General features: G+C 69.7%; 19 protein-coding genes. 12 read left to right on the forward strand and 7 right to left on the reverse strand.

Annotated features, from left to right (window positions below; genetic code table 11):
• The first annotated feature begins 127 nt into the window (after positions 1-127).
• From ACN28I_RS35995 to ACN28I_RS36040, 10 genes are all read left to right on the forward strand, one after another.
• The gene (locus tag ACN28I_RS35995) at positions 128-1,135 is read left to right on the forward strand and encodes an MDR/zinc-dependent alcohol dehydrogenase-like family protein (protein ID WP_420946427.1); all 1,008 of its coding nucleotides are present in this window, start codon (positions 128-130) and stop codon (positions 1,133-1,135) included.
• Positions 1,132-2,139, forward strand: a complete 1,008-nt coding sequence (locus tag ACN28I_RS36000) for a Gfo/Idh/MocA family protein (protein ID WP_420946428.1) — start codon at positions 1,132-1,134, stop codon at positions 2,137-2,139. Before ACN28I_RS35995 ends, ACN28I_RS36000 begins: the two co-directional genes overlap by 4 nt.
• 122 nt (positions 2,140-2,261) lie before the next feature.
• Positions 2,262-4,073, forward strand: a complete 1,812-nt coding sequence (locus tag ACN28I_RS36005; RefSeq protein ID WP_420946429.1) for an ABC transporter ATP-binding protein — start codon at positions 2,262-2,264, stop codon at positions 4,071-4,073.
• A 388-nt stretch (positions 4,074-4,461) separates the two neighbouring features.
• Positions 4,462-5,583, forward strand: coding sequence for an NAD-dependent epimerase/dehydratase family protein (locus ACN28I_RS36010; protein WP_420946430.1), 1,122 nt, complete (start codon positions 4,462-4,464; stop codon positions 5,581-5,583).
• On the forward strand, positions 5,580-6,686 hold the full coding sequence (locus ACN28I_RS36015) for an NAD-dependent epimerase/dehydratase family protein (RefSeq protein WP_420946431.1): 1,107 nt from the start codon (positions 5,580-5,582) through the stop codon (positions 6,684-6,686). The genes ACN28I_RS36010 and ACN28I_RS36015 overlap by 4 nt, the downstream gene beginning before the upstream one ends.
• A 74-nt stretch (positions 6,687-6,760) precedes the next feature.
• Complete coding sequence (locus ACN28I_RS36020; protein WP_420946432.1) at positions 6,761-7,825, forward strand: glycosyltransferase family 4 protein; 1,065 nt, start codon at positions 6,761-6,763, stop codon at positions 7,823-7,825.
• A gap of 594 nt (positions 7,826-8,419) precedes the next feature.
• Positions 8,420-8,986 (forward strand): CgeB family protein, encoded by a 567-nt coding sequence (locus ACN28I_RS36025; RefSeq protein ID WP_420946433.1) that lies wholly within the window; start codon positions 8,420-8,422, stop codon positions 8,984-8,986.
• On the forward strand, positions 8,983-10,089 hold the full coding sequence (locus ACN28I_RS36030; RefSeq protein ID WP_420946434.1) for a CgeB family protein: 1,107 nt from the start codon (positions 8,983-8,985) through the stop codon (positions 10,087-10,089). The genes ACN28I_RS36025 and ACN28I_RS36030 overlap by 4 nt, the downstream gene beginning before the upstream one ends.
• A gap of 3 nt (positions 10,090-10,092) precedes the next feature.
• The gene (locus tag ACN28I_RS36035) at positions 10,093-11,325 is read left to right on the forward strand and encodes a CgeB family protein (protein ID WP_420946435.1); all 1,233 of its coding nucleotides are present in this window, start codon (positions 10,093-10,095) and stop codon (positions 11,323-11,325) included.
• Positions 11,264-12,562, forward strand: a complete 1,299-nt coding sequence (locus ACN28I_RS36040; protein WP_420946436.1) for a UDP-glucose dehydrogenase family protein — start codon at positions 11,264-11,266, stop codon at positions 12,560-12,562. The genes ACN28I_RS36035 and ACN28I_RS36040 overlap by 62 nt, the downstream gene beginning before the upstream one ends.
• A gap of 1 nt (position 12,563) precedes the next feature.
• On the opposite strand, the gene ACN28I_RS36045 is transcribed toward ACN28I_RS36040, so the two are convergent.
• From ACN28I_RS36045 to ACN28I_RS36060, 4 genes are all read right to left on the reverse strand, one after another.
• Positions 12,564-12,902 (reverse strand): hypothetical protein, encoded by a 339-nt coding sequence (locus ACN28I_RS36045; protein WP_420946437.1) that lies wholly within the window; start codon positions 12,900-12,902, stop codon positions 12,564-12,566.
• A gap of 136 nt (positions 12,903-13,038) precedes the next feature.
• The gene (locus ACN28I_RS36050) at positions 13,039-13,818 is read right to left on the reverse strand and encodes a hypothetical protein (RefSeq protein ID WP_420946438.1); all 780 of its coding nucleotides are present in this window, start codon (positions 13,816-13,818) and stop codon (positions 13,039-13,041) included.
• Positions 13,819-13,963: 145 nt separating this feature from the next.
• The gene (locus ACN28I_RS36055) at positions 13,964-15,340 is read right to left on the reverse strand and encodes a pyridoxal-phosphate dependent enzyme (protein WP_420946439.1); all 1,377 of its coding nucleotides are present in this window, start codon (positions 15,338-15,340) and stop codon (positions 13,964-13,966) included.
• 139 nt (positions 15,341-15,479) lie between these two features.
• Positions 15,480-16,529, reverse strand: coding sequence for an NAD(P)-dependent alcohol dehydrogenase (locus ACN28I_RS36060; protein WP_420946440.1), 1,050 nt, complete (start codon positions 16,527-16,529; stop codon positions 15,480-15,482).
• Positions 16,530-16,748: 219 nt separating this feature from the next.
• On the opposite strand from ACN28I_RS36060, the gene ACN28I_RS36065 reads away from it, so the two are divergent.
• The gene (locus ACN28I_RS36065; RefSeq protein WP_420946441.1) at positions 16,749-19,799 is read left to right on the forward strand and encodes a tetratricopeptide repeat protein; all 3,051 of its coding nucleotides are present in this window, start codon (positions 16,749-16,751) and stop codon (positions 19,797-19,799) included.
• Positions 19,800-19,958: 159 nt separating this feature from the next.
• Positions 19,959-21,119, forward strand: a complete 1,161-nt coding sequence (locus tag ACN28I_RS36070; RefSeq protein ID WP_420946442.1) for an acyltransferase family protein — start codon at positions 19,959-19,961, stop codon at positions 21,117-21,119.
• Position 21,120: 1 nt separating this feature from the next.
• Here the strand turns inward: ACN28I_RS36070 and ACN28I_RS36075 are convergent, their stop codons facing one another.
• From ACN28I_RS36075 to ACN28I_RS36085, 3 genes are read right to left on the reverse strand one after another with little or no spacing between them, the layout of a single operon-like run.
• Positions 21,121-22,032, reverse strand: coding sequence for a transporter (locus tag ACN28I_RS36075; RefSeq protein WP_420946443.1), 912 nt, complete (start codon positions 22,030-22,032; stop codon positions 21,121-21,123).
• Positions 22,033-22,092: 60 nt separating this feature from the next.
• Positions 22,093-23,826, reverse strand: coding sequence for a peptidase MA family metallohydrolase (locus ACN28I_RS36080; RefSeq protein ID WP_420946444.1), 1,734 nt, complete (start codon positions 23,824-23,826; stop codon positions 22,093-22,095).
• Positions 23,826-26,978 carry a DUF4175 family protein gene (locus tag ACN28I_RS36085; RefSeq protein ID WP_420946445.1) on the reverse strand — a complete coding sequence of 1,051 codons (3,153 nt, stop codon included), beginning with the start codon at positions 26,976-26,978 and terminating at the stop codon, positions 23,826-23,828. The genes ACN28I_RS36080 and ACN28I_RS36085 overlap by 1 nt, the downstream gene beginning before the upstream one ends.
• Positions 26,979-26,996 lie beyond the last annotated feature (18 nt).

The following is a 26,996-nucleotide window of genomic DNA, read 5'->3' on the forward strand; positions in this document are numbered from 1 at the left end:
GACGTCAGCGGTAGCGTTCTCCTTTGCACGGCACGTGGAGGCTGTCCCACGGGACGATTGTTCCCGCGCGGGCCGCATGTCACCTCGCGTCCTCACACATCCCCAAGAGCAGCGGAGGCGACGAACGATGGATGCGCGAGCGGATGGTGCTGGAGGCGGCGCGGCGGTGTCGAGCGCGATGATGCAGGCGGCGGTCATCGGGGGCCCGAAGGGCGCGCGGGTCGAGCGCGTGGCCCGGCCCGACCCGGGACCGGGGACCGTCCGGGTGAAGCTCGAGGGCTGCGGGCTGTGCGGCTCCAACCTCCCCGTCTGGGAGGGCCGCGACTGGTTCAAGTACCCGCTGCAGCCCGGAGCGCCCGGCCACGAGGGCTGGGGCGTGGTGGACGCGGTGGGCAGCGGCGTTACCGGCTTCAAGGTGGGGGACCGCGTGGCCACCCTGTCCTCGGCCGCCTATGCCGAGTACGACGTGGTGGAGACGGGCTCGACGGTGCTGCTGCCGCCCTCGCTCGCCGGGAAGCCGTTCCCGGGGGAGCCGCTGGGCTGCGTGATGAACATCTTCCGCCGCAGCGACATCCAGCCGGGACAGACGGTGGCCATCATCGGCATCGGCTTCCTCGGCGCGTTGCTGACGCAGCTCGCGGCGAACGCCGGGGCGCGCGTCATCGCCATCACCCGCAGGCCCTATGCGCTCGAGCTGGCCCGCGCGTACGGCGCCTCCGAGTGCATCCCCATGGATGACCACCACAAGATCATCGAGCGCGTGAAGTCGCTCACGAATGGCACCTTCTGCGATCGCGTCATCGAGGTGGTCGGCGAGCAATGGCCGTTGGACCTGGCCGGCGAGCTCACGCGCGAGCGCGGCAAGCTCATCGTCGCGGGCTACCACCAGGATGGGCCGCGCCAGGTGAACATGTGGCTGTGGAACTGGCGCGGGCTGGACGTCATCAACGCGCACGAGCGCGACCCCAAGGTCTACGTGGAGGGCATCCGGCTCGCGGTGGACGCGGTGGCCGCCGGCAAGCTGAACCCCTTCCCGCTCATCACGCACCGCTTCGGGCTGGACGAGCTCAACCGGGCCTTCGAGGCGATGCGCTCGCGTCCCGACGGCTTCCTCAAGGCGGTCATCACCCTATGAACACGACCCTTCAGAAGGCGGCGCCCCGTCCCCGGATCGGCTTCCTCGGCGTGGGCTGGATTGGCCGCAACCGCATGGAGGCCATCGCGCGGAGCGGAACGGTCGAGGTATCGGCCGTGTCGGATCCGGTGCCGGCGGCGGCCGACGAGGCCCGCAAGCTCGCGCCGGGCTGCGAGCGGGCGGACTCACTCGACGCGCTGCTCGACATGGGGCTGGACGGCATCGTCATCGCGACGCCCAGCTCGCTCCACGCCGAGCAGTCCGTGCGGGCGCTGGAGCGCGGGGTGGCGGTGTTCTGCCAGAAGCCGCTCGGCCGCTCGGCGGAGGAGACGAAGCGCGTGGTGGATGCCGCGCGCGCGGCGGACCGGCTCCTGGGCGTGGACCTCAGCTACCGCTTCACCACCGGCATGCGCCAGCTCCGCGAGCGCATCCACGGCGGCGCCCTGGGCGACATCTACGCGGTGAACCTCGTCTTCCACAACGCCTACGGTCCGGACAAGGCGTGGTTCTATGACCCGAAGCTCGCGGGCGGCGGGTGCGTGATGGACCTGGGCATCCATCTGGTCGACCTGGCGCTCTGGGTGCTCGGCTTCCCCGACGTGCGGCGCGTCTCGAGCCAGCTCTTCACGCAGGGCCGCCCGCTCAGCAAGCGGGGGGAGGCGGTGGAGGACTTCGCCGCCGCGCAGTTGGAGCTGGCCACCGGCACCGCCGTGCAGCTCGCCTGCTCCTGGAAGCTGCCCGCCGGGTGCGATGCCGTCATCGAGGCCTCCTTCTATGGCACGAAGGGCGGCGCGGCGTTCCGCAACGTGAATGGCTCGTTCTACGACTTCACCGCGGACCTCTTCTGGGGCACCTCGCGCGAGCGCCTCGCCGAGCCGCCGGATGCGTGGGGCGGCCGGGCCGCCGTGGATTGGGCCACCCGTCTGGCGCATGGCGCGCGCTTCGATCCCGAGTCCGAGCGGCTCATCCAGGTGGCTGGCGCGCTCGACCGCATCTACGGCTGAGCCTTCCGGGCCACCCGGGCCACCGCCGCCTGCCTGCTCACCCGCGGGCAGGCGGCTTCTTTTCTGGCGCCGTGCGTCGTGGCTGGAAGGGAAGAAAAGCCGTGGGCGTTCAGGTCGCGTCCATGCAGACCCCTTCCGTGTCCCGCGGTTCGCTGTGGCGTGCGTTGAGCTACCTGCGCCCCCACCAGCGCTCGGTCATCACCATCCTGCTGCTCGTCCTGACCTCCGCCGGCCTGAGCGCGTTCGAGCCCCTGGTGCTCAAGCACATCTTCGATCAGCTCGGCTCGGGTGGCGCCCTGAAGACGGTGCTCCTCTCGGTGGGGGGGCTGGTGGCCATCGGCCTGATGCGCGAGCTGCTCGGCTCCACGTCCAACTGGCTCACCTGGCGCACGCGCATCGCGGTGCACTTCTCGCTCAACGAGGCCACCGTGACGCGCCTGCACCGGCTGCCCCTGAGCTTCCACCGCGAGGAGGGCGTCGGCGCCATCATGACGAAGCTCGATCGCGGCATGCAGGGCTTCGTGGGCGCCATCACCGAGCTGGCCTTCAACGTCATCCCGGCGGCCACCTACCTCATCATCTCCGTGGTCATCATGTTCCGGCTCGACTGGCGCCTGGCGCTGCTCGCGTTGGCGTTCGCGCCCATCCCGGTGCTGATCGCCCGCAGGGCGGCGCCCGTGCAGACGCAGCGGGAGCAGACGCTCATGGAGCGCTGGACGAAGATCTACGCCCGCTTCAACGAGGTGCTCTCGGGCATTGTCACGGTGAAGAGCTTCGCCATGGAGGAGCGCGAGAAGCAGCGCTTCCTGCATGACGTGCGCGAGGCCAACGAGGTGGTGACGCGCGGGGTGGCGTTCGACGCGACCGTGGGCGCCGGCCAGAACCTCACCGTGCTCGTCGCGCGCGTGGCCTCCATCGGCTTTGGCGGCGTGCTCGTGCTGCGCGGGGAGATCACCGCCGGTACGCTGGTGGCGTTCCTCGGCTACGTGGGCGGCCTCTTCGGACCGGTCCAGGGCCTGAGCGGCGTGTACAAGACGATGCGGACCGCCTCGGTGGCCATCAACCAGGTCTTCTCCATCCTCGATGCCCAGGACCATCTGGGTGACGCACCGGACGCCGAGGAAGTCACCGGCGTGCGCGGAGAGGTGGCGTTCGAGAACATCCACTTCGCCTATCCGTCCTCGTCGGGACCCAACCGGCCGCTCATCAGCGGCATCGACCTCCAGGTGAAGCAGGGCGAGACGATTGCGCTGGTGGGCCCGAGCGGCGCGGGGAAGACGACGCTGATGAGCCTGCTGTGCCGCTTCTACGACCCCCAGGAGGGCGTGGTGCGCATCGACGGCAAGGACATCCGCTCGCTCAAGCAGATGTCGCTGCGGCGCCACATCGGCGTGGTGCTGCAGGACTCGCTGCTCTTCAACGAGAGCGTGCGCAGCAACATCGCCTACGGGCGGCCCAATGCCTCTCAGGAGGAAATCGAGGCGGTGGCCAGGGCCGCGCACGCGCACGACTTCATCATGCGCCTGCCGCAGGGCTACGACACCCTGGTGGGTGAGCGCGGCAACCGGCTCTCCGCGGGCGAGCGCCAGCGCATCTCCATCGCGCGCTCGCTCCTCAAGAATCCGCCCATCCTCATCCTGGACGAGCCCACCAGCGCGCTCGACGCGGAGAGCGAGGCGCTCGTGCAGGAGGCCCTGGGCAAGCTGATGAAGGGCCGCACCACGTTCGCCATCGCGCACCGGCTCTCGACGGTGGTGGATGCGGACAGAATCCTCGTCCTCAAGGGCGGGCAGATCATCGAGCAGGGCAATCACTCCCAACTCATGCGTCTGGACGGCTACTACGCATCGCTCGTGCGCCGGCAGACGCGCGGGCTGCTGCCCGAGCTGCCTTCGCTCCCCGAGCCGCAACATCCGGAGCACGCGGTGGCATAGCGCTCGCTGTTTCCTCCCGTGTGTCAGGCCCCGTTCGGGGCGCTCGTGGCGTCTCGTTTTCGAGACTCACGGCGCTCTGTCCGGGGCCTTCGCGTTGCATGCGCCGAAATCCTTTTTCAGCGACGTGGAAAGTAGGATGGAGCAGCCAACGGCGGACGTTGGAAGTGTCTGCTTCGATCCGGACTGTACCCTCGGGGCTACGTCCGCGGTTCAGGCCTCCTGAAGGCTTCGCGACAGAGCGATGGTTCCGAGGGACGCGGGGTACCGCGCGACGCCGCGGTGCTTACTCTTCCCACGAACGAAGGAGCCATCACACATCGGGTTGGTTCCTGGAACTCTGAACTGCGGACGCGCACGGACACGGGGCGCGCGGTAGTGGGGAGGGCACATGAGGCGCAAGCAGGTACTCATCACCGGAGGCGCGGGCTTCATCGGTTCGCATCTCGCCGATGAGCTCATCGCTCACGGGTATCGCGTCAGGGCATTGGATGCACTGCTCCCGCAGGTCCACGGCGAGAGCCGCTCACGTCCGGCGTATCTGAACCCGGAAGTGGAGCTCGTCGTCGGTGACGTGCGCGACCGCGAGGCGGTGCGGCGCGCGTTGGATGGCGTGGATGCGGTGTACCACTTCGCCGCGGCCGTGGGCGTGGGCCAGAGCATGTACGAGGTGGCGCACTACACGTCGGTGAACAACCTGGGCACCGCCGTGTTGATGGAAGCACTCATCGAGCGTCCGGTGGAGCGGCTCGTGGTGGCCTCCAGCATGAGCGTCTACGGCGAGGGACTCTTCCGTACGCCGGATGGCCGCCTGGTGCCGGGCACGGATCGTACCCTGGAGCAGTTGCAGTCCGGCGACTGGGAGCTGCGGGGCACGCACGGCGAGGCGCTCGCGCCGCTGCCCACGCCCGAGACGAAGTCCCCGGCGCTCTCGTCTGTCTATGCTCTGTCGAAGTACGACCAGGAGCGGCTGTGTCTCATCACCGGCCGCGCCTACAACATCCCCACGGTGGCGCTGCGCTTCTTCAACGTGTACGGCCCGCGCCAGGCGCTCTCCAATCCCTATACAGGGGTGCTCGCCATCTTCGCCTCGCGGCTGATGAACGGGAACGCGCCGCTCATCTTCGAGGACGGCATGCAGCAGCGCGACTTCGTCAACGTGCATGACGTGGCCCGCGGCTGCCGGCTGGCGCTCGAGGTTCCGGACGCGGCCGGGCACGTGCTCAACATCGGCAGCGGGCGCGCGGTCACCGTGCGCGACGTGGCCAAGGCCATCGGCGAAGTGATGGGCAAGCCACACATCCGGCCGGCGGTGACGGGCAAGTACCGGATGGGCGACATCCGCCACTGCTTCGCCGACATCACCCAGGCCCGCAAGGTATTGGGTTACGAGCCCCAGGTGGAGTTCCAGGCCGGACTGGCCGAGCTGGCGCATTGGCTCGAGGGGCAGGTGGCCACGGACAGGGTGGCCGAGGCGAGGGCGGAGCTCGAGGCGCGAGGGCTGACCGTATGAGCAAGACACGCGCGGGTCAGAAGAACGGTCACGAGAAACGGGTGGTCATCTTCGGTGGCGCCGGGTTCATCGGCTCCAACGTGGCGGACCACTACCTGAGCGAGGGCCGCCGGGTGCTGGTGTTCGACAACGTGTCGCGCGCCGGCGTGGAGCGGAACCTGCGTTGGCTCAAGTCGCGCCATGGCGAGCGGCTCGGCGTCGAGGTGGCGGACATCCGGGACGAGAAGGCGGTGCGGCGGGCGGTGCGCAACGCCGAGGAGGTCTTCCACTTCGCGGCCCAGGTGGCGGTGACCACCAGCCTCGAGGGCCCGGTGCACGATTTCGAGGTGAACGCGCGCGGCACGCTCAACGTCCTGGAGGCCCTGCGGGCCATGGACGAGCCGGCTCCGCTCCTCTTCACCTCGACCAACAAGGTCTACGGTGGACTGCCAGGGCTGGAGCTCGTCCAGGACGGCCGCCGCTACGGGCCCCGGGACGAGACGACACGTGCCCACGGCATCAGCGAGCGCTGCCCGCTCGACTTCGAGAGCCCCTACGGCTGCTCCAAGGGCGCGGCGGACCAGTACGTGCTCGACTATGGGCGCTCCTTCGGGCTGAGGACCGCGGTGTTCCGGATGAGCTGCATCTACGGCCCGCGGCAGTTCGGCACCGAGGATCAGGGCTGGGTGGCGCACTTCCTCATCCGCGCGCTCCAGGGCCAGCCCATCACCCTCTACGGGGATGGCAAGCAGGTGCGCGACATCCTCTTCATCGAGGATCTGGTGCGTGCCTTCCGCCTGGCGCAGGCGAACATCGACAAGCTCCGGGGACAGGCCTTCAACATCGGCGGTGGCCCGGAGCGCACCGTGAGCCTGCTGGAGTTGCTCGAGCTGATCGCCCAGCGCACCGGACGGGCGCCCGAGGTCCGTTTCGAGGACTGGCGCACGGGAGATCAGCGCTACTACGTGTCCGACACCCGGAAGTTCCAGGAGGCCACCGGCTGGGCGCCGCAGGTGGGCGTCGAGCAGGGGGTGATCCGGCTGCACACGTGGCTGGAGGAGCTGGCCGGGGAGCGCACGAGCAAACCCGCCACGGCAGGAGAGGCGCTTGAAGCCTTCGCGTAGCCCAGGGATGAGCACGCCCCCGCCCGTCCGGCGGGTCTTGATGACCGCCGACACGGTGGGCGGCGTGTGGACGTATGCGCTCGAGGCTCTGCCAGGCACTCGCCGAGGATGGCGTGCGGGTGGAGCTGGCGACCCTGGGTGCACCGCTGTCTCCCGCGCAGTGGGTGGAAGCGCGGGCGGTTCCGGGACTCACCATCCACGAGAGCAGCTACCAGCTCGAGTGGATGGATGAGCCGTGGGAGGACGTGCGCGCCTCCGGGGAGTGGCTCCTCGGGCTGGAGGCGCGGCTGGCTCCCGACATCATCCACCTCAATGGGTATTGCCACGGCGCGCTTCCCTGGCGGGCGCCGGTGCTGATGGTGGCGCACTCGTGCGTCCTCTCGTGGTGGGAGGCCGTGAAGGGAGAGTCCGCTCCCGGGCGCTACGCGCGCTATCAGCAGGAGGTGGCGCGGGGGCTGCGCGCCGCGGCGCGGGTGGTGGCACCCAGCGAGGCGATGCTCGCCGCCGCCGAGCGGCATTACGGCCCCTTCCGCTCGACGTCTGTCATTGCCAACGCGAGGCGGGCGGAGTCCTTCCTTCCCGGTCCCAAGGAGCCCTTCGTGCTCGCGGCGGGCCGGTTGTGGGACGAGGCCAAGAACCTCGCCGCGCTGGACGCGGTGGCTCCGCGGCTCCCGTTCCCGGTCCGGGTGGCGGGGGAGACGCAGCACCCGGGAGGAGGCTCGGACGCGCGGGCCCACCAGGTGCAACCGCTCGGGCGGCTCACCCCGGAGGAGCTGGCCGGTTGGATGGCCCGGGCCGCCCTCTATGCGCTGCCCGCGCGGTATGAACCTTTCGGCCTGTCCGTATTGGAGGCCGCGCTCGCCGGCTGCGCGCTGGTGCTCGGGGACATTCCGAGCCTGCGCGAGGTGTGGGGCGACGCCGCGCGCTTCGTGCACCCGGACGACGGGGACGGCCTGGCCCGGACGCTGACGGAGCTGATGGCGGAGCCCGCCGAGCGCGAGCGCCTCGCCGCCCGGGCCCGTGCGCGTGCCCTCACCTTCACGCCCCGCCGCATGGCGGAGGCCTATCTCGAGCTCTACGCCGCGCTGCGAGCACGGCCCTCGGAGCCGCGGGTCCAAGCCGCGCTCCACGCTTCCTGACGACCGGAGTCCAACCGCCGATGCGTATCGTCTTCTTCTGTCACTCCCTTCTGTCCGACTGGAACCACGGCAACGCGCACTTCCTGCGCGGTGTGGTGACGGAGCTCTCCCTGCGGGGCCACGAGGTGCGCGTCTTCGAGCCCGCGGATGCCTGGAGCATGCAGAACCTCCTGGCCGAGCCGCTCGGGCGCGAGGCGCTGGAGGAGGTGCGGACCCTCTACCCGCACGTGGTCCCCGAGCGCTATGCGCTCGACACGCTGGACCTGGATCGCGCGCTCGAGGGCGCCCACCTCGTCATCGTCCACGAGTGGAGCGCCCCGGAGCTGGTGAAGCGTCTGGGCGAGCGGCGCGCGGCGGGCGGCACCTTCCGGCTGCTCTTCCATGACACCCACCACCGGAGCGTGAGCGCCCGGGAGGAGATGGCCCGCTACGAGCTCACCCACTATGACGGGGTGCTCGCCTTCGGTGAGGTCATCCGGCGCATCTACCTCGACGCGGGGTGGACGCGTCAGGCGTGGACGTGGCACGAGGCCGCCGACGCGCGCGTGTTCCGCCCGCAGCCGCACGTGGCTCCCGAGCGGGAAGCTCGTCTGGGTGGGCAACTGGGGCGACGAGGAGCGCACCGCGGAGCTCCACGAGTTCCTGTTGGATCCCGTGAAGGCGCTCGGCCTGAAGGCCCGCGTCCATGGCGTGCGCTACCCGGACACCGCGAAGGCGGCCCTCGCCGAGTCCGGCATCGAGTACGCCGGGTGGCTGCCCAACCACCGCGTGCCGGTGGCCTTCGCCCAGGCCCTTCTGACGGTGCACGTGCCGCGCCGGCCCTACACCCAGGCGCTGCCCGGCATCCCCACCATCCGTCCTTTCGAGGCGCTCGCCTGCGGCATTCCCCTGGTGACGGCGCCGTGGTCGGACGCCGAGGGGCTCTTCACCCCGGGCCAGGACTTCCTCGTCGCGAATAATGGCCAGGAGATGCAGCGCCACCTGCGCGCGCTGCTCTCCGACGAGGGTCTGCGGCGTGAGCTGGCCGAGCACGGGCGGCGCACGGTGCTCGCGCGCCACACGTGCGCGCACCGGGTGGACGAGCTGCTGCGCGTCTGCCGGCAGTTGGGTCTTGGCACGACGGAACTGAGCCCGATGGGGCAGGAAAGGGTCATCGCATGAGCAAGGGTCTTCGCATCGCCTTCTTCGGCTCCAGCCTGGTCTCGGCCTACTGGAATGGGGCGGCCACCTACTACCGGGGCATCATCCGCGCGCTGCACGAGCGCGGGCACCGCGTCACCTTCTACGAGCCGGACGCCTACGAACGCCAGCAGCACCGCGACATGCCGGACCCGGACTGGGCGCGCTCGGTCGTCTACTCCGCGCAGGGCACCGAAGAGCTGGATCGCTGCCTGAAGGAGGCGAGTGACTCGGACGTGGTGGTGAAGGCCAGTGGCGTCGGCGTGTTCGACGAGCTGCTGGAAGCCCGCGTGCTGGAGCTGCAGCGTCCCGGCACCCAGGTGGTGTTCTGGGACGTGGATGCGCCGGCCACGCTCGAGCGCGTGGAGCAGAACCCGAACGACCCTTTCCGGGCCCTCATTCCCCGCTACGACCACATCCTCACCTACGGCGGTGGCGAGCCGGTGGTGTCCGCGTACCGGGCGCTCGGCGCGAAGGAGTGCGTGCCCATCTACAACGCGCTGGACCCGAGCACCCACCACCCGGTGGCGGCGGACGCCCGGTTCGCGGGCGACCTGGCCTTCCTGGGCAACCGGCTGCCGGACCGCGAGGCGCGCGTGGAGGCCTTCTTCCTCAAGGCCGCGGAGCTGCTGCCGCAGTCGCGCTTCCTGCTCGGAGGCAGCGGCTGGGGGGACCGCTCGCTGCCCAACAACGTGAAGTACCTCGGCCACGTCTACACGCAGGACCACAACGCGCTGAACTGCTCGGCGCGGGCGGTGCTCAACATCAACCGCGACAGCATGGCCCGCTTCGGCTTCTCGCCGGCCACGCGCGTGTTCGAGGCCGCGGGCGCGGGCGCCTGCATCATCACCGACGCCTTCAAGGGCGTGGAGCTCTTCCTGGAGCCGGGCAGTGAAATCCTCGTGGCCCACTCGGGCGAGGAGGTCGCCGGGCACCTGGCCAGGCTGAACGAGCCCGAGGCGCGGCGCATCGGCCAGGCGGCGCTCAAGCGCGTGCTGGCCGAGCACACCTACGCGCATCGGGCGTCGAAGGTGGAGGAAGTGCTCGGCTTCACCAAGAGCGGTACTCGCGAGCGGGTGGCTTGATTCATGGAGACGGAGACGGAGCGGATGCGGATCGTCATTCTCGGGTTGTCCATCACGTCCAGTTGGGGAAACGGGCACGCCACCACCTACCGGGGCCTGGTCCGCGAGCTCGTGCGGCGTGGGCATGATGTCTTGTTCCTCGAGCGTGACGTGCCCTGGTACGCCTCCAACCGGGACCTGCCGCGCCCGCCCTACGGCCGCACCGAGCTGTATGCGAGCCTGGAGGACCTGCGCGACCGCTTCTCGGGCGAGGTGCGCCGCGCGGACCTGGTCGTGGTGGGCTCCTACGTTCCCCAGGGCGTGGAGGTGGGCGCCTGGGTGCAGCGCACCGCCCGCGGCGTCCCGGCCTTCTACGACATCGACACGCCCGTGACGCTGGCCAAGCTGGCGCGCAAGGACTTCGAGTACCTCTCGCCCGAGCTCGTTCCGGGCTACCAGCTCTACCTGTCCTTCACCGGCGGGCCCACGCTCCAGTTCATCGAGCACGAGCTCGGCTCGCCCGCGGCCCGGCCGCTCTACTGCAGCTGCGATCCCGAGCTCTACACCCCGCAGCAGCGCCAGCCCCTCTGGGACCTCGGGTACCTCGGCACGTACAGCGATGACCGGCAGCCGGTGTTGGACCGGTTGATGCTCGAGGCCGCGCGCGCCATGCCCTCCGGCCGCTTCGTGGTCGCAGGGCCCCAGTACCCGGCCAGCATCCAGTGGCCCGCCAACGTGTCGCGCGTGGAGCACCTGGCGCCTCCCGAGCACCCGGCCTTCTACAACTCCCAGCGCTTCACGCTGAACGTCACCCGAGCGGACATGGTGCGGGCAGGCTACTCGCCGAGCGTGAGGCTCTTCGAGGCAGCCGCGTGCGGCGTGCCCATCATCAGCGATGACTGGGCGGGGCTCGACACGCTCTTCGTCCCGGGGAAGGAGATCCTCATCTCCCACTCCGGCGAGGAGACGCTGCGCTACCTCCGGGAGGTCTCGGAGACGGAGCGCCAGGCCATGGGAATGAAGGCGCGCGAGCGGGTCCTGGCCGAGCACACCGCGGCCCATCGCGCGGAGACCCTGGAGCAGTACACCCGGGCGGTGAGCCGGGACGGAAACCGTAGGGCTTCGAGACGGTCATCAGAGGCGCGCCTGCCGCGCGGCGGCGGCGCCCGGGCGTTGAGGACGAGAGGCGGGACCCATGAAGATCGCGGTCATTGGAACGGGGTACGTGGGGTTGGTGGCGGGCACCTGTTTCGCTGAATCGGGGCATGACGTCACGTGCATCGACGTGGACCTGAAGAAGGTCCAGGCCCTGCGCGGCGGGCGGATTCCCATCTACGAGCCGGGCCTGGAGGAGCTGGTCCACCGCAACATCGCCGCGCGGCGGTTGCACTTCACCGATGAGCTGAAGGACGCCGTGGGTCCCGCGCAGGTGGTGTTCATCGCCGTGGGCACGCCCGAGGGCGAGACGGGACGCGCGGACCTCCAGTACGTCCTCACCGCCGCCGAGCAGGTGGGCAAGGCGCTGCGCCACTACACCGTCATCGTGGACAAGAGCACCGTGCCGGTGGGCACCGCGGATCTGGTGGCCGCCGCCGTGGCCCGCAACACCCAGTACGAGTTCGACGTCGTCTCCAACCCCGAGTTCCTCAAGGAGGGCGCGGCGCTGGAGGACTTCCTCAAGCCGGACCGGGTCGTCATCGGCACCAACTCGGAGCGGGCGCGCAAGCTCATGGGCGAGCTGTACGCGCCCTTCGTGCGCACGGGCAATCCCATCCTCTTCATGGACCCGCGCTCGGCCGAGCTGACGAAGTACGCGGCCAACGCGATGCTTGCCACGCGCATCTCCTTCATGAACGACGTCGCCGCGCTGTGCGAGCGCGTGGGCGCGGACGCGGAGATGGTCCGCAAGGGCATGGGCTCGGACAAGCGCATCGGCTACTCGTTCCTCCACCCGGGCATCGGCTATGGCGGAAGCTGCTTCCCCAAGGACGTGAAGGCGTTGATGGCCACCGCCCGGGACGTGGGGCTGGAGTTCGATCTGCTGCGCGCCGTGGAGAACACCAACGCGCGGCAGAAGCGCTGCCTGCTCTCCAAGGCCTTGAGGCACTACGGCGACGTGTCCAACCGCACCTTCGCGGTGTGGGGCCTGGCCTTCAAGCCGAAGACGGACGACATGCGCGAGGCCCCCTCGGTGGAGCTCATCGAGGGGCTGCTGGGCAAGGGCGCGCGCGTGCAGTGCCATGATCCGGTGGCGACGGAGGTGGCGCACCGCCTCTTCGGTGACCGCGTCCTCTACGCCCCCACCTGCTACGACGCGGCGGAGGGCGCCGACGGGCTCTTCCTGGTGACGGAGTGGAACGAGTTCCGCCACCCGGACATGCAGCGGCTCAAGTCGTTGATGAAGAGCCCGGTCATCTTCGACGGCCGCAACGTGTTCGACCCGCGGTGCGCGCGGGAGGAGGGCTTCACCTACTTCGGCATCGGCCGCGGATAGGTCACTCCGGAGGCAGCGGGGTGTACGTGCCTCCCCGCGCCTCCACGGCCTGGCGGATGGCCTGCTCGAACGCCTCGCGTTGGTTGAACATGCGGATGCCCCCCAACGTGATGCTGGCCATCGTCACGCCCATCTCGACGACGTTCGAGCTGAACAGGACGTTGAGCGAGTTGAGCCGCGCCATGAGGCGCAGGCCCAGCTCCGTCAGCTCCGTCCGCGCCTCGGTGGTGTAGAGCGCCATGTCCTGCCAGTCGTGGAAGATGTCCATCTTCCCCAGGTTGCTGGCGGCGAAGTCGTTGATGACCGCCACCGCGGTCCGGGAGAACTCGGCCTCGAACAACGCCCCCCGGAACCTCAACACGAGGACGTGGGGGGCGGGCTTCCAGAGACGCAGCTCCCCGTTGGGGGAAGTCCACGTCCTGGTTCCATTCGCGAGCGACCGGGAGAGCATGGCGGGACGGCCAGTATGGCACGCCTTACTCGGTATACAGCGTCACGCCGAGTCCGGGCCGGACGGTGCCGATGGCGAGGGTGTCCGCGTTGGGCACCGTGGCCAGCCCCAGCAGCAGGGAGGTGCTCACCGAGAGCTGCGGCGCCACCCAGTACTCCAGGCCGCCACCGGCCGAGAGGCTCACCACGGTGGTGCTCGCGTTCGCGGCGCCCACCTGGTTCATCGCGCCCTCCAGCCTGAAGAAGGGCCGGAGCGCCTTGCCCGAGGCGCCGCCATAGGCGTTCAGCCCGAGGCCCAGCGCCAGGCCGGAGATGGACGTCTCCCCCACCGAGGCGAAGACGAAGCCGGCGTCCGCGTCGACGGCCACCGCCTCCGTGAAGAAGTACCGCAGGCCCACGGTGGAGGTGCTGCCCGCGGACTCACCCGTGCCCAGGCTGCTGCCGAGCAGCGAGGCCCGGAGGCCGAACAGGCCCGCTCTCGGCCCCACCGGGAGCGCGGGGGCCGCGGGAGCCACGGCGGCGGGGGCGGCCGGGGTCGCGGGCGTGGCCGGAGTGGCCGGGGTCTCGGGCGTGGCCGGGGTCTCCGGGGTCGCGGGCGCCGTCTCGGCCGTGACCGCCGCCGCGGCCTGGTCCGGGTCTCGGCCCTCGGCGATGGCCTGCTTGCGAGCCGCCTCCTCGGCGGCCTTCTGCTCGCGGTAACGCTCGATCTCGGCGGCGCGCTCGGCGGCGGTCTTCCGGCCCGTGCCAGACGTCGTCTCGCAGCCGGTCACGGCCAGGGCCAGCAGGGCGATGCTCAGGGTACGCATGGGGTATCTCCTCCAGAAAAGGGAGGGGCACATACCATCCACGCCTGGGGGAGGACCACCCGCTCCAGCAGGAGCGGGGCCTCTTCCCGGCGGGGTTTACGCCGCGTATGGGGGACCGCGTACGGCCCGAACAGCGCCGGTCCGCTCAGCGCAGCTTGCGCCGCAGGTGGTTGAGCAGATCGATGCGGGTGATGAGGCCGATGAACTCCTCGCCATTCATGACGATGGGCACGAAGCCCTTGTCGAGCAGGGGGAGCAGCTCGCGCACCGGGGTGCGCACGTCCACGGTCTGCAGGCGCGTGGTCATGATGTCGCGCACCGGCAGGCGCAGGCGCGTCTCGTCGTCGATGGCCGCGAGCAGCAGGTCCGACTCGTCGATCATCCCCACCACCTGGGTGCCCTCGAGCACCGGGAGCTGGGAGACCTCGTAGAGCTTCATCCGCCCATAAGCGACGAGCAGCGTGTCGTTGGGCGACAGGGTGACGACGGCCCGCTCCGCGTAGCGGCGGGTGATGACGTCGCGCAGATCGCCGTGGGCCTGGCGCGGCAGGAAGCCCTGGTCCGCCATCCAGAAGTCGTTGAACATCTTCGACAGGTACTTGTTGCCGCTGTCGCAGACGAAGGTGCACACGCGCTTGGGCGTGGTCTGCTCGCGGCAGTAGCGCAGCGCCGCGGCGATGAGCGTGCCGGAGGACGAGCCCGCGAGGATGCCATCCTTCTTGAGCAGCAGGCGCGCCGTCTCGAGGCTCTCCTTGTCGGGGATGGTGTAGGCCTTCTTCACCCGGGAGAGGTCCGCGACGGGCGGGATGAAGTCCTCGCCAATGCCCTCGACGACCCAGGAGCCGGCCTTGCCCATCTTGCCCGTCCGCACGTACTCGGTGAGCACGGAGCCCTCGGGGTCGGCGAGCACCATCTCGCACTCGGGGATGGCCTTGGCGAAGTAGCGCGAGAGGCCGGCCAGGGTGCCGCCGGAGCCGACGCCGCACACCAGGGCATCCAGGCGGTTGCCGAGCTGGGCGGCGATCTCCGGGCCCGTGCCCGTCTCATGGGCCAGGGGGTTGGCGGGGTTGGCGAACTGGTTGACGTAGAAGCCGCCCAGCTCCCGGGCGATGCGCTCGGCCATGTCCTGGTAGTAGTCGGGGTGGCCCTTCTCCACGTCCGAGCGCGTCATGACCACCTCGGCGCCGAGCGCCTTGAGGTGGAGCACCTTCTCCTGGCTCATCTTGTCCGGAATCACCAGGGTGAGCCGGTAGCCCTTCTGGGCGGCGACGAGCGCGAGGCCCAGGCCGGTGTTGCCGGCGGTGGCCTCGACGAGGTGCTTCTGGTGGGGTCCGAGCTGCCCGGCCTGCTCGGCGGCCGAAATCATCGACAGGCCGATGCGGTCCTTGATGGAGCCGCCCGGGTTGTGGCTCTCGAGCTTGAGGTAGAGCTCACACGGGCCGGTGTCGAGCTGGGTCACCCTCACCATGGGGGTGTTGCCGATGAGGCCGATCAGGTCGGTGGGAAGTGGTGCGGAGCGCATGGCCGCGCACTGTACACGAGCCGCGAGCGGTCCCTGGTGCGCACTGGCGCCACCGTCAGGCTCCGTACGCAAGAAGTGTGTCGGGAGGGCCCGGTGTGGCGGGCATGCCGGGCCCCCTCCGAGTGCTCGCGCCTGGCGCTTAGCGCAGGCTGGCGGTGTCGATCACGAAGCGGTAGCGCACATCGCCCTTGATCATGCGCTCGTAGGCCTCGTTGATCTTCTGGATGGGGATGAGCTCGATGTCGGAGGCCACGTTGTGCTTCGCGCAGAAGTCGAGCATCTCCTGCGTCTCGCGGATGCCGCCGATGAGCGAGCCGCCGAGCTTGCGCCGGCGCAGGATGAGCGGGAAGGCCGCCAGCGGGGCCGGGGCCTCCGGCGCGCCGACGAGGATCATCGTGCCGTCCACCTTCAACAGGTGGAGGTAGGCGTTGTAGTCGTGGGGGGCGGAGACGGTGTCGAGGATGAAGTCGAACCTGCCGGCGAGGGTCTTGAAGGTGGTCTTGTCGGACGTGGCGGCGAAGTGCGTCGCGCCCAGGGCCAGCGCGTCCTCGCGCTTGGAGGGCGAGGTGCTGAGGACGGTGACCTCCGCGCCCATGGCCTTGGCCAGCTTCACGCCCATGTGGCCGAGGCCACCGAGGCCCACCACGGCGAGCTTGTCGCCCGCCTTCACTCCGTAGTGGCGCAGCGGCGAGTAGGTGGTGATGCCCGCGCACAGCAGGGGCGCGGCGCGGTCCAGGGGAATCGAGTCCGGGATGCGCAGCACGTAGTTCTCGTCCACCGTGATGCGGGTGGAGTAGCCGCCGTAGGTGGGGGCGCCGTCCTTGTAGCGCTCGCGGTCGCTGTAGGTGCCCACCATGCCCTTGTCGCAGTACTGCTCCTCGCCCTTGCGGCAGGAGGCACAGTCGCGGCAGGAGTCCACGAAGCAGCCCACGCCGACCGCGTCACCCGTCTTGAAGCGGGTGACGGCGCTGCCGGCCTTGGACACCCGGCCGACGATCTCGTGGCCCGGCACGAGCGGGAAGATGGCGCCGCCCCACTCATCACGCGCCTGGTGGATGTCCGAGTGGCACACGCCGCAGTAGAGGATGTCGATGAGCACGTCCTGGGGGCCGGGCTCCCGGCGCTCCAGCGAGAAGGGCGCGAGCGGGGCCTTGGCGCTCTGGGCTGCATAGGCATGGGTGGTCAGCATGGGTCTCTCCAGAGAAGGAAGCTGCAGGGGGGATGAGTCAACGGACCCTATATGACGGCGCCATGGGTGGACTCCAGCGCGCGCATCGTGCGCCTGCCTGCATGGCTTGACAGGCGAGCTTCCCTTTCGCCTCCAACCCGTCTGGAAGAGACGCTCCTCGGCGGTTTTACCCACTCACCGTTTCCCGGAAATGGCACGCTTCGGGTTCACGGGGGTGACATGCGGCGGATTCTCGAGTGGATCGCGGTGGTGGCCCTATGCTGTGCAGCGGGACCGGCGGCCGGTGAGCCGCAACCGGACGCGCGGCTGCAGGAGGCGCGGACGGCGTATGACGAGGCAAGAAAGCTCGACGAAGCAGGCCGGTACGCCGAGGCCGTAGCGCGGGGCGAACATGCTCTCGCGCTGCGGGAAGCGGTGCTCGGGGGCTCGCATCCGGAAGTCGCCAGTTGTCTGGACTTGATCGGCCGGTTGCACCGGCTTCAGGGGGACCTGGACCGGGCCGAGCCACTGCTTCAGCGCGGGCTCGCCGTTCGGGAAGAGGCGCTCGGCAAGAACCATCCCGACGTCGCCCAATCCCTCAACAACCTCGCCAACATCTACGTGGAGCAGGGCGTGTACGGCCGGGCCGAGTCACTCCACCAGCGCGCCCTCGCCATCCGGGAAGCGGCCCTCGGCAAGGACCATCTCCTCGTCGCCACCTCGCTCAACAACCTCGCCATCCTCTACGACCAGCAGGGGATGTACGGCCGGGCCGGGCCGCTCTCCCAGCGCGCGCTCGCCATCCGGGAAGCGGCCCTCGGCGAGAACCATCCCCTCGTGGCCACTTCGCTCAGCAACCTCGCCGTCCTCTACTCGGAGCAGGGGATGTACGGCCGGGCCGAGCCGCTCTCCCAGCGCGCACTCGCCATCCGGGAAACCGCCCTCGGTGCCCATCATCCCGACGTCGCCGGCGCGCTCTCCACCCTCGCCAACATCTACCATGAGCAGGGAATGTATGGCCGGGCCGAGCCGCTCTACCATCGTGCCCTCGCCATCAAGGAAGCCGCCCACGGCAAGAACCACCCCAGCGTGGCCATCTCGCTCAACAACCTCGCCGTCATCTCCTCGGCGCAGGGGAGGTATGGCCGGGCCGAGCCGCTCTACCAGCGTGCGCTGGCCATCCGGGAAGAGGCCCTTGGCAAGAGCCATCCCCTCGTCGGCCAATCCCTCAGCAACCTCGCCGACCTCTACGCGAAGCAGAGGCTGTACGGCCGGGCCGAGCCGCTCTACCAGCGCGCGCTCGCCATCTCGGAGGGGGCTGTCGGCAAGAATCATCCCGACGTCGCCCAATCGCTCAACGGCCTCGCCGGCCTCTACGCCATGCAGGGGCTGTACGGCCGGGCCGAGCCGCTCTACCAGCGCGCGCGCTCCATCCTGGAAGCGGCGCTCGGCAAGAACCATCCCTCCGTCGCCCAATCGCTCAACAGCCTCGCTTCACTCCGGCTGGCCCAGCATCGCCTCGAGGCGGCCGTTCCGCTGTTCACGCGCGCCTTCTCCGTGTCCGAGCAGCGCCTGCGCCAGGAGGCACTCGACTTCTCCGAGGCGCGCCTGGCCAGCTTCCTCCAGTTCCTGCGCACCGACGAGGAGCGCCTCTATGCGCTGCTGCGCGCCCACCCGGACAACGCCCGCGTCAGACGCCTGGCCTTGAGCGCGGCCCTGCTCCTCAAGGGCCGCTCGGTCGAGGAAACCGCCGATATCTCCCGCGCTGTCTACCGAAGCCTGGGTGCCCAGGAGCACGACACCTTCGAGCGCTTGCGCGGACTCCGCACCCAGCTGGCCCAACTCTCGCTCGAAGGCCCGGGCTCGCTCCCACCGGCCACCTACCAGCAACGGCTCCAGGAGCTCGCCGAGCAGGGGGATGTCCTCGAAGCCGACCTCGCCAGACGCTCCGCCCCCCTGCGCGCGCTGGCCGCACTGCCCTCTCCCGCGGACATCGTCGACCGTGTCGCCCAGGCCCTTCCCAAGGGGGGCGCTCTCGTCGAGTTCATCACCTATGAGGACCGCCCGCTCCTGCCCAGACCCGGCACCCCCAAGGCACAGCTGCGCTACCTGGCGCTGGTGCTCTTCCCGGATGCCACCACGCGCGCCCTCGACCTGGGCCCCGCCGAGCCCATCACCTCCGCCGCCTCGCACCTGCGCACCGCACTGGCCAACCGGGACGCCGCCTTCCAGACCCACGCCCAGGCGCTCTACACCCTCGCCTTCCGCCCCCTGCTCCCGCTGCTGGGAAAGGCCCACCGTCTCTTTCTCTCACCCGACGGCCAGCTGACCCTGGTGCCCTTCGCGGCACTCCACGACGGCCAGCGATTCCTCGCCGATACCTTCGACTTCACCTACCTCACCTCCGGCAAGGAGCTGCTGCCTCGCCCCCAGGAGAGTGCCCCCGCGGCCTCCGTCGTCGTCCTGGCCGACCCGGACTTCAGCTCCCCGCTCCCCGCTCCCGCGCTCTACAGCGCGGAAGCTTCAGCTCCCGCCGGGCGCTCCGCCTCCGTCGAGCGCTTCTTCTCCTCTCTGCGCGAGCCGGGGCACCGGACCTGGTCCACCCTCCCACTGCCTGGCACCCGCCTGGAGGCCGAGGCCATCCAGGGCCTGTTTCCCCAAGCCCAGCTCTTCCTGGGCCCCGAGGCCAACAAGGAGCGGTTGCTCCACCTGTCTACCCCCGGCATCCTTCATCTGGCCACCCACGGCTTCTTCTTGGATGACGCACCCGCTTCACCCCACTCCCGCGGTGTCGGTCACTTCGGCGCCCTGGGCGATGATCCTCGCGCTTCGCGCCCACCGGAGCCCCTGCTGCGCTCCGGCCTGCTCCTGGCTGGGGCGCGCGCGCTGACGTCCTCCGGCTCCAGCCCCTCCCAGCCTCCACCCGACAGCACGCTGGTGACAGCCCTGGAGTTGGCCGGTCTCGACCTGTGGGGCACCCAGCTGGTCGTCCTCTCCGCCTGCGACACCGGACGAGGCGACGTCAAGCTCGGCCAGGGGGTCTACGGGCTGCGGCGTGCCTTCATGGTGGCAGGCGCCGAGACCGTCGTGATGAGCCTGTGGCAGGTGAAAGACGACACCACTGCTCAGCTGATGGAGGCCTACTACCGCAACTTGCTGGCCGGACGGGGCCGGGCCACGGCCCTGCGTGAGGCCATGCTCTCGCTGCGAGCCACCAGGCCCCACCCGCACTACTGGGCACCCTTCATCGCCTTGGGCAGAGACGCACCGCTGCGCGGGTGGGGGCCGTAACGAACGGATGGGGGGCGGCGTCGCATGCTGTCCGACATGGCAAGGGCTTTGTGGACCCGGGTGTACGGTAATTAAAATTTCGCACCTGGAACTGAAGTTTCCTTCTTCCGGAATTCTTCATCGCTGATAAACGTGGAGTCCCAACAAACCGGGAACTCCATGCCAAACGCCCACAACCAATTCCTGAACGCCCGCTTCTTCGCCGGACTGGACGGACTGCGGTGCTTGAGCATCGTGGCGGTGGTGGCCTACCACGTAGCGGGGAGTCACCAGGGGTTGATTGGCCGGGGCTACCTGGGCGTGTCGCTCTTCTTCGCGATCAGCGGCTTCCTCATCACCACGCTGCTGCTGCGCGAGCGCGACAAGGCGGGGCACATCTCGCTGCGCGGCTTCTTCGCCCGGCGCTCGCTGCGCATCTTCCCGCTCTACTACGCGGTGCTCGGCCTGTACGCGGCGCTGGTGTTCCTCTCCGAGAAGGATCCGGTGGTGCGCGGGGACTTCTTCTCCAACCTGCCGGCCTTCCTCACCTACACGTCCAACTGGTTCGTCCCGCCGGCCTCGGACAAGCGCGTCATCTTCTACTTCGCCTGGTCGCTGGCCACCGAGGAGCAGTTCTACCTGGTGTGGCCCCTGGTGATGGCCCTGTCGCGGCGCACCTGGGTGCCGGTGCTCTTCATGGGCGGGCTGCTCGTGGTGTCGGTGGGCGCGCCCTGGGCCGTGTCCGCGGGGTACCTGGACGCGAACCAGCTCGGCGGGCGCGTGCTCACCAGCATCTCGGCGTCCATCTGCATGGGGTGCCTGGCCGCGCACCTGACGCACTCGCCCAAGGGCTTCACCTGGGTGGCCCGGGTGCTGGGCCAGGCGTGGAGCGTGCCGCTCATGGCGGTGCTGATGGCCGGTGTCGTGGTGTGGCACGAGGCGCCCACCTGGCTCATCTCCCTGGTGATGACGGCGCTGGTGGTGGCCACCTGCATCCGCGAGGCGCATCCGCTGGCGCCGGTGCTGGGCCACGCCTGGGTGCGCTACGTGGGCACGGTCAGCTACGGCGTCTACCTGCTGCACATGCTCGCCCTCAACGTGGTGCGCAAGGCGCTGCCGGGGCAGAGCGTGGCGCTCTACTTCGTGCTGACGCTGGCGGTGAGCGTGGTGGCCGCCACGCTGAGCCACCGCTACTTCGAGAGCCAGTTCCTCAAGCTCAAGGACCGCTTCGACTGGCGCGAGCGTCCCCGGCACGTCCCGGAGGCCCGCCGTCCCCGGGCCCCCCAGCCGGCCTCGCCCGAGCCCGGCTCGCTGGTGGTGGGTGTGGGCGCCGAGGCCTGAATCAGCGCTTCCGGGTCGAGGGCTTCTTCTTCTTCGGCGCGGGCTTGTCGTCCTTGTCCTGGGGCAGGCGCGGGCCCGAGGCGAGGTCGAACTCGTAGGTGCCGCCCACCAGGGCGCGGAAGCGGTAGATGTTCGAGAGGTCCGGCGTCACCGCGATGCCGGCGACCGCTTCCAGCACCAGGCCGGGGAACACCTCGCGGCGCACCACGGGGATGATCTCCACCTGGTTGGCGTTGTTCGTCCACACCGGGGTGATGGCGGGCTCGAAGTAGATGCGGCCGATGACTTCCAGGCCCACCAGGGTGAAGTTGTCGAGGTTGTACGTGCCCGCGAGGCCCACCTGCACGGCATCCGGCACGTCGAAGTCCGCGAGGGCTCCGCGGTCACGCGTTCCGTGGTGCAGGTAGCTCGTGTTGATCATGAAGCGCAGGTCCTTGCTCACCCGCAGCTCGCCGACGAGCGTTCCCTCGTAGTCCCACGTGCCGTCGGACAGGTTGGGGGGAATGGCGTCCTGATCGTCCGGCCCGGTGGGGAAGGTGACGCGCGCGTAGGCCGCGAGGGCGAAGGGGCGCGTCTCCAGGAACGTCCACTGCAGGCCGAGGGGGATGTCACCGAAGGCGAGCCGGAAGTCGCTGTCGCCGGGCAGGCCGAGCCCGAGGAGCTCGAAATAGACGTTGGCCTCCAGGTTGTCGAGGATGCCCCAGCGGATGCTCGGGGAGAGCTGCTGGTAGGGCAGGGAGCGCTCGGACTCGAGGGCGAAGAAGCCCTGGTAGCGCAGGCCGAGCTCCATGTTCCCGCTCCGCGTCGTCTCCGCGGTGCGGGTCACCATGGCCCGGTAGGGTTTGGCCCACGCGGAGGGCGCGAGCAGGGACACGGCGGCAACGAGAACGAAGATCGGGAGCCGGACAGTCATGCGGCGGGACACTAGAGGACCCGCACGCATGGAGGAACCGGCTTCGTGTCCCCCCGTTGGCTATTTGCCTCCGTCCTTCGCGGGAGCCGCGGGCGCGGCGTCCTTGCCGGCGGGTGTGCCCATGTCCCCGGTCTCGACGAGCTCCTTGTCCTCGCGCATGAACTCGCGGGACACCTCCTCCACGTCCTCGGGATTCAGGCCGGTGAGCACCACGCTCGCCGCCCGGGTCCGCGTGACGAGCGCCGTCTCCCCCAGCGCCCCGTGGATGCGCATGAGCGCGATGTGGATCTCCGGGTTGAACGGATCCGCCGCCAGCGCCTCCAGGTAGGCCTGTTTGGCCTTCGGGTAGTCCTGGCGGAACAGCAGGATGCGGCCCAGGTGCACGCTGGTGCTCGGCGAGCCCGGGTGCACGCGCAGCGAGCCGCGCAGCACCTTCTCCGCCTCGTCCAGCCGCCGCAGCTCCAGCAGCGCCAGCGCGTACTTGTTGGACACGGACTCGTACTTGTCGCCCACCAGCTTGTGCGCCTTGGCGTACTCCTCCGCCGCCGCCTTGATGCGGTTGCGCTCGCGCATCAGCTCGCCCAGGTGCGCGAACTTGCGCGCCGGCACCTCCGTCACCTCCGCGAAGTCCCCGAAGGAGATTTCCCGCCCCTTCTTCTTCTCGTCCTGGTCCTTCGCGTTCTCCTTCAGCACCACCTTCTCGGGCGGCAGCAGCTCCTTGGGGAAGGGCTGCTTCTTGATGTGCGCCAGCCAGTTCTTCTCGAACAGCGCGAAGGGCATCCCCGTGGCCGCCTCCACCGCCTTGCGGTCCGGCTTCCCATCGCGCAGGCCGAGGATGATCTCCCGCAGGCCCTTGTTGCCCTGCGTCTCGTACACGTAGTCGATGGCGTAGTAGACCTCGGCGAAGGCCGTGGCCGCGTCCTCCGCCGTGGGCAGCATCGCGATGGACGGGTGCATCTTCTCGAAGGGGATGAGCTTGTCCTCCTTCACCCGCCGCCCCAGCAGCGCCTGCGTCGAGGGCGTCATCGCCAGCCCCGGCTTGCCCCTCCAGCGCGACTCCAGGAACTTCGCCAGTCCCTCGTGCAGCCAGATGGGCACCGTGTTGTGGCTCATCTGGCTCACCACCAGATGGATGTACTCGTGCGCCAGCGTGTCCTGCCAGTCGTAGCCCCGCGCCACCGCCTTGGGGCTCGTCACCATCAGCTTGTTGAACTTGCAGATGGCGATGGTGCCCGTCGTCTGGATCTGCTGGTAGGTGAGCGTGCTCACCTTCGACAGCTCGCGCGCGTTGTTCACCACCTCGACGCGAATCTTGCCGCCCGGCGGCCGGTGCCCCAGGTCCTCGGCGAGCGCGCGGTGGATGGACTCCAGCGTCTCCAGCGCGTACGGCACCAGCACATCGTCCTTCCCCTTCGGGTAGTAGAAGATGAAGTGCTCGCTCTCCGCGCGCGCGTAGTCCTTCACGATGGCGCGCGTGTCCTTGGCCAGGCGCAGGTAGCTGCCCGGCTTGTCCTCGATGTTGGCCGCCTTCAACAGCTCGATGGCCTCGTCGTAGCGGCCCTCCTCGAAGGCCACCCGGCCCTGGAAGTATTTGAGCGGCTCCACGTCCTGCGGGACGATTCCCTCCAGCGCCTGCAGCTCCCGGCGCGCCGCCGGCACGTCCCAGGCATCCAGCGCCGCTTCCACCTTCCGCAGCCGCTCCTTCGCCTCCGCCTTCTGCGCGTCCTGGGCCTGGGCGCTCGTGACGAGGAACAGGGACAGGACGAGGGAGAGGGTGCTCGCAACCCGGTTCATCACTTGACCAGCTCCTCGTAGTAGCGCTTCACCTGGTCCTGGTACTTCTCCGGCGTCCCTTCCTTCATCGCGTCCAGCAGATCCTTCCGGAACTCCTTCGGCGCCTGGTAGGCCTCCTCGTCCGGAATCTCCACCTTCTCGCGCGGATCCCTCCCGTTGCCCTCCTGCCGCCCCATCCCCATCGGCAACGGCAGCCCGCGCCCCTTGCCCTTGCCCCGCTGCTGGCTTTCCTTCATCTGCTGCTGGAATTGCTTCAGCCCCTCCAGCGCCGCCTGCTGCTCGCCGTAGCCCCGGTTCGCGTCCTTGCCCTGCATCCGCTGCGCCGCCTCGCCCATCCGCCGGCCAATCTCATCCATCTGATCTCCCGCCTCCTGACCGAAGATGGGCGCCATCTGCTCCATGTCCTGCATCTGCTGCCGCAGCTCCCTCGCCTTCTGCTCCAGCGACTGCTGCTCCTGCGCGAGCTGCTGCAACTGCTGCTTCTCCTGCGGCCCCATCTGCGAGCCCGGCGGCGGGAAGAGCGACTGCAGCTTGCGGTTCACGTCCTCCACCGACTTCGCGTCCTTCTCCAACCGCTCGGCCAGCTCCGCCGACTGCTGGCGCACCTCGTCCGGGTTGCCGTACAGCTCGTCCAGCGCGCGCTGCTGCTCGCCGTAGCTGGCGAGCTGCTGCGAGGCCTCCGAGGCCCGCTGCGCCGCCTCCGCCGCCAGGTCGAAGTCGTCCACCTTCAGCGCGTTCTTCGCGTTCTCCAGCTCCGCCTGCGCCTCCTCCAGCGGACGTGACGCCCGGCTGTTGAGCTCGTCGGGCCGCAGCTCCTCATAGTGCTTCTGCACCTGTTCGATCTGCCGCTGCAGCTCGTCCTTCATCGCCCGGCCCTTGTCGGCCAGCCGGTCCTTGTTCTGCTGCCGCGCCTGGTCGCGCAGCGCCTTGGTGGCGTCCGCCACGCGCTGCTGCTCCTGCGCCGTCTTCTGCAGCTCGCCCATGAACTCGCCGAACTTCTGCGCCAGCTCCGGGTACTGCTCGTTGCCGAACTCGTCCTGCGCCTCGTTCAGGCCGTTGAGCATCTCGTCCATCTGCATGGACAGCTCCTGCAGCTTCGCGAGCGCCTCGTCCGTCTTGCCCTCGCGCATGAGCCGCTCCACCTCGTCGAGCGCGCTCTGCATGTCCTGGTCCTTCATCATCTCCTGAAGGGCCTCGGCGTTGAGGTGCTCGTCCCGGATGCCCTGGCGCATCTCCGCCATGCGCTGCATCAGCTCGTCGATGCGCTTGCGCACCTCCTGAATCTGCTGCATCACCTGCTCGCGCACCTGCTCGTCCGGGTTCTGCTTGTACTGCTCGATGAGGTTGGCGAGCTCGCGCCGCTCGGAGGCGAGCTGTTTGGCCAGCTCCTGCAAGGCCTCCAGCTTCTGCCGGTCCAGCAGCGACTCCAGGTAGAGGATGTCCTTCTCCAGCTCGGCGATCTCCTCCTCCACCAGCACGCCCAGGCGGGCGCCGGTGCCGAAGTCATCGCCCACCCGGCGGTGCTGCGTGCGCAGGTAGATGCGCCGCAGGTCCGCCGTGGCGCGCACCTTCTGGCCCAGCGTCTGCGCCACGTTGACGAGCGCGGCGACGAGCTCGGCGGGGTTGTCCCGCTCGCGGTTCAGCTCCTGGGCGAGCGCGCGCATGTCCGCCACCAGCGTCAGGCCATTGGTGTCCACCGTCTGCGCCGCCGTCACCTTCTGCGTGTCCTTCGTCTTGTCCCGGTCCGGGCCCTCCATCCGGTCCGCCAGGTGATCCACCATGCGGTCCCAGAGCGCCTCGGCCTTCTGCAGGGCGGCGCGGCGGTGCTCGGCGGCGCTGTAGACGCGCAGCACCTGCGTGCGGCTCACGCCCCGCTTGGGGCCCTCCACCGTGTCGTTGTCCCTCGCCTCCACGTAGTAGGAGATGCGGTCTCCCGCCTCCACCTTCAGCGAGCCCAGGTCCCACGTATAGGTGCCCTTGTCGCGCCGGCCATCCTCGCGGGGCAGGGGAATGCGCGTCTCCTCCTTCGCGCCCGGCGTGCGGAAGACGAGCGCCAGCCCGTTGAGGCCGTAGTCGTCCGTGGCCTCGTACTTCAGCGTCACCTTCTGGCCCGGGTCGATCTCGATTTCCGCCGCGGGCGTGAGCAGGCTCACCTGGGGCGGGGCGTCCGCCTCCACGTTGAGCGGGATGTCCGGGCCGGTGGCGATGGCCTTGCGGCCCGCGGCGTAGAAGACGAAGTGGTAGTTGCCGCTCTTCTTCGTCACGAAGGTGCCGGTGAGCTCGCGCTTGCCGTTGACGGTGAGCGGGAGCGTCTCGCCATTGACGACGAGCTCCGCGCGCTCCACCTCGCGGTCCGAGCGCGTCTTGAGCTGCACCTCGGTGCCGGCCGGTGCGCTGATCTCCCCATTGGTGCCCGGCACGGTGCGCGGGGCCAGTCCCGTATAGGCCGGGTAGCGGTACGTCAGCTCGATGTCGCCGGTGATGGGCTCGCGCTGCTCGGGCTTCGTCATCTGCCGCGCGGACTCGAGCGCCTTGGCCAACCCGGCGCGCCAGGACGAGCCGGCCAGGCCCAGCACCACCATCAGCACGAGCGCCACGCCGCCCACCGCGAGGCCCGTGTGCTTGAGGCGGGTGGCGTCCACCACCGTGCCCGGGTCCACTTCGTCGGCGCGCAGGTCCATCTGCCGCAGGAAGGCCTGGGCGAGCTCCGACGAGTGCTGGGGCTGGGGGCCGCGCTCGCGCGCCAGCTCCACCGCGGCGAGCACGTCCAGGGAGAGCTGGGGCTGGCGCTCGCCGATGAGGCGCGCGGTGCGCTGGTCATCGCCCACGGTGCGCAGGGAGAGCCACACCCCGAAGGCACACGCCACGAGCGCGCCCGCCACCGGGGAGAGCATCATCATCCACCGGCCGGCGGCCGGGGCGGCGAGCGCCAGGAAACCGCCCGCCACGGCGAGGAGGAGCAGGGTGGCGGTGCCCAGCAAGGCGCCCTGCAACCAGAGCTGGCGGCGCTGGCGGGCCCGTACCGCGGCGAGCAGGCGCTCCACGCCCGGCGAGCGCGGCTCCGCTCCGGGCTCGGGCGGCAGAGCGGGTGGCTGCGGGGGAGGCGGAGGCGGGTGCTCCGTGCCTGGGGTCTGCGGGGATTCGAGGTTCACGCTGTGAGGTCCGCTCGG

The organism is Archangium gephyra, from assembly GCF_049060025.1.
Classification (GTDB): Bacteria; Myxococcota; Myxococcia; order Myxococcales; family Myxococcaceae; genus Archangium; species Archangium gephyra_A.

Excerpts from the sequence above, each read along its gene's own strand:
- ACN28I_RS35995 (WP_420946427.1), top strand. The coding sequence starts at position 128 with ATGGATGCGCGAGCGGATGGTGCTGGAGGCGGCGCGGCGGTGTCGAGC.
- ACN28I_RS36000 (WP_420946428.1), top strand. The coding sequence starts at position 1,132 with ATGAACACGACCCTTCAGAAGGCGGCGCCCCGTCCCCGGATCGGCTTC.
- ACN28I_RS36005 (WP_420946429.1), top strand. The coding sequence starts at position 2,262 with ATGCAGACCCCTTCCGTGTCCCGCGGTTCGCTGTGGCGTGCGTTGAGC.
- ACN28I_RS36010 (WP_420946430.1), top strand. The coding sequence starts at position 4,462 with ATGAGGCGCAAGCAGGTACTCATCACCGGAGGCGCGGGCTTCATCGGT.
- ACN28I_RS36015 (WP_420946431.1), top strand. The coding sequence starts at position 5,580 with ATGAGCAAGACACGCGCGGGTCAGAAGAACGGTCACGAGAAACGGGTG.
- ACN28I_RS36020 (WP_420946432.1), top strand. The coding sequence starts at position 6,761 with ATGCGCTCGAGGCTCTGCCAGGCACTCGCCGAGGATGGCGTGCGGGTG.
- ACN28I_RS36030 (WP_420946434.1), top strand. The coding sequence starts at position 8,983 with ATGAGCAAGGGTCTTCGCATCGCCTTCTTCGGCTCCAGCCTGGTCTCG.
- ACN28I_RS36035 (WP_420946435.1), top strand. The coding sequence starts at position 10,093 with ATGGAGACGGAGACGGAGCGGATGCGGATCGTCATTCTCGGGTTGTCC.
- ACN28I_RS36040 (WP_420946436.1), top strand. The coding sequence starts at position 11,264 with ATGAAGATCGCGGTCATTGGAACGGGGTACGTGGGGTTGGTGGCGGGC.
- ACN28I_RS36050 (WP_420946438.1), bottom strand. The coding sequence starts at position 13,818 with ATGCGTACCCTGAGCATCGCCCTGCTGGCCCTGGCCGTGACCGGCTGC.
- ACN28I_RS36055 (WP_420946439.1), bottom strand. The coding sequence starts at position 15,340 with ATGCGCTCCGCACCACTTCCCACCGACCTGATCGGCCTCATCGGCAAC.
- ACN28I_RS36060 (WP_420946440.1), bottom strand. The coding sequence starts at position 16,529 with ATGCTGACCACCCATGCCTATGCAGCCCAGAGCGCCAAGGCCCCGCTC.
- ACN28I_RS36065 (WP_420946441.1), top strand. The coding sequence starts at position 16,749 with ATGCGGCGGATTCTCGAGTGGATCGCGGTGGTGGCCCTATGCTGTGCA.
- ACN28I_RS36070 (WP_420946442.1), top strand. The coding sequence starts at position 19,959 with ATGCCAAACGCCCACAACCAATTCCTGAACGCCCGCTTCTTCGCCGGA.
- ACN28I_RS36075 (WP_420946443.1), bottom strand. The coding sequence starts at position 22,032 with ATGACTGTCCGGCTCCCGATCTTCGTTCTCGTTGCCGCCGTGTCCCTG.
- ACN28I_RS36080 (WP_420946444.1), bottom strand. The coding sequence starts at position 23,826 with ATGAACCGGGTTGCGAGCACCCTCTCCCTCGTCCTGTCCCTGTTCCTC.